The organism is Rhodopseudomonas sp., assembly GCF_048594845.1.
Lineage (GTDB): Bacteria > Pseudomonadota > Alphaproteobacteria > Rhizobiales > Xanthobacteraceae > Rhodopseudomonas.
The window spans coordinates 1-1,741 of sequence record NZ_JBMDXE010000293.1; the positions used below are offsets into that span (position 1 = coordinate 1).

The window sequence follows — 1,741 nt, forward strand, 5'->3', positions numbered from 1 at the left end:
GCAGGACGTCTACATGGGCGACATCCCGCTCATGACGATGAACGGCACCTTCGTGGTCAACGGCACCGAGCGCGTCATCGTCTCGCAGATGCACCGTTCGCCGGGCGTGTTCTTCGATCACGACAAGGGCAAGACGCATTCGTCGGGCAAGCTGCTGTTCGCCGCCCGCGTCATCCCGTATCGCGGTTCCTGGCTCGATATCGAGTTCGACGCCAAGGACATCGTGTTCGCGCGTATCGACCGTCGCCGCAAGATTCCGGTGACGTCGCTGATGTTCGCCCTCGGCCTCGACGGCGAAGAGATCCTCAGCACTTTCTACAAGAAGATCCTCTACAAGCGCACCAAGGACGGCTGGCGCGTGCCGTTCGACGCCTCGCGCTTCCGCGGCTATTCGACCGTCAACGACCTGATCGACGCCGACACCGGCAAGGTCGTGCTCGAAGCCGGCAAGAAGCTGACCGTGCGTGCCGCCCGCCAGCTGCAGGAGAAGGGCCTCAAGGCGCTGCGTCTGTCGGACGAAGAGCTCGTCGGCAACTATCTGGCCGAGGACCTGGTCAATCCGAAGACCGGTGAGATCTACGCCGAAGCCGGCGAGGAGATCACCGAGAAGTCGCTGAAGGCGCTGAACGAGGAAGGCTACAAGGAACTGCCGCTCCTCGATATCGACCACGTCAATGTCGGCCCGTACATCCGCAACACGCTTGCGGCCGACAAGAACATGACCCGCGAAGACGCGCTGTTCGACATCTACCGGGTGATGCGCCCGGGCGAGCCGCCGACGCTCGAGTCCGCGCAGAACATGTTCCAGTCGCTGTTCTTCGACAGTGAGCGCTACGACTTGTCCGCGGTTGGCCGCGTCAAGATGAACATGCGCCTCGACCTCGACGCGCCCGATACCCATCGCACGCTGCGCAAGGAAGACATCCTGGCGGTGATCCAGACCCTGGTCGGTCTGCGCGACGGCAAGGGCGAGATCGACGACATCGACCATCTTGGCAACCGCCGTGTGCGCTCGGTCGGTGAGCTGATGGAGAACCAGTACCGCATCGGTCTGCTGCGCATGGAGCGTGCGATTAAGGAGCGGATGTCGTCGGTCGATATCGACACGGTGATGCCGCAGGACCTGATCAACGCCAAGCCGGCCGCGGCCGCGGTGCGCGAGTTCTTCGGCTCGTCGCAGCTGTCGCAGTTCATGGACCAGACCAACCCGCTGTCGGAAATCACCCACAAGCGCCGCCTGTCGGCGCTTGGCCCGGGCGGTCTGACCCGCGAGCGCGCCGGCTTCGAAGTCCGCGACGTGCATCCGACCCACTACGGCCGGATCTGCCCGATCGAGACGCCGGAAGGTCCGAACATCGGCCTGATCAACTCGCTCGCGACCTTCGCGCGCGTGAACAAATACGGCTTCGTCGAGACCCCGTATCGCAAGGTCAAGGAAGGCCGCGTCACCGACGAGGTCGTGTACTTGTCGGCGATGGAAGAGGGCCGCTACGCGGTCGCTCAGGCCAACGTGTCGCTCGACGCCAAGGGCAAGTTCACCGACGATCTGGTGGTCTGCCGCGCCGGCGGGACGCGCGACGTCGTGCCGTTGCCGGCCGATCAGGTCGACTACATGGACGTGTCGCCGAAGCAGCTGGTTTCGGTCGCCGCGGCGCTGATCCCGTTCCTCGAGAACGACGACGCCAACCGCGCGCTGATGGGCTCGAACATGCAGCGTCAGGCGGTGCCGCTGGTTCGCGCC

Annotated in this window: 1 protein-coding gene; it reads left to right on the plus strand. The window is 64.4% G+C overall.

Going from position 1 to position 1,741, the window contains the following annotated elements; translation table 11 throughout:
• Positions 1-1,741, plus strand: a 1,741-nt coding sequence (rpoB, locus tag ACOJTD_RS18965) for a DNA-directed RNA polymerase subunit beta (RefSeq protein ID WP_420134422.1), incomplete at both ends; no start/stop codon positions are given.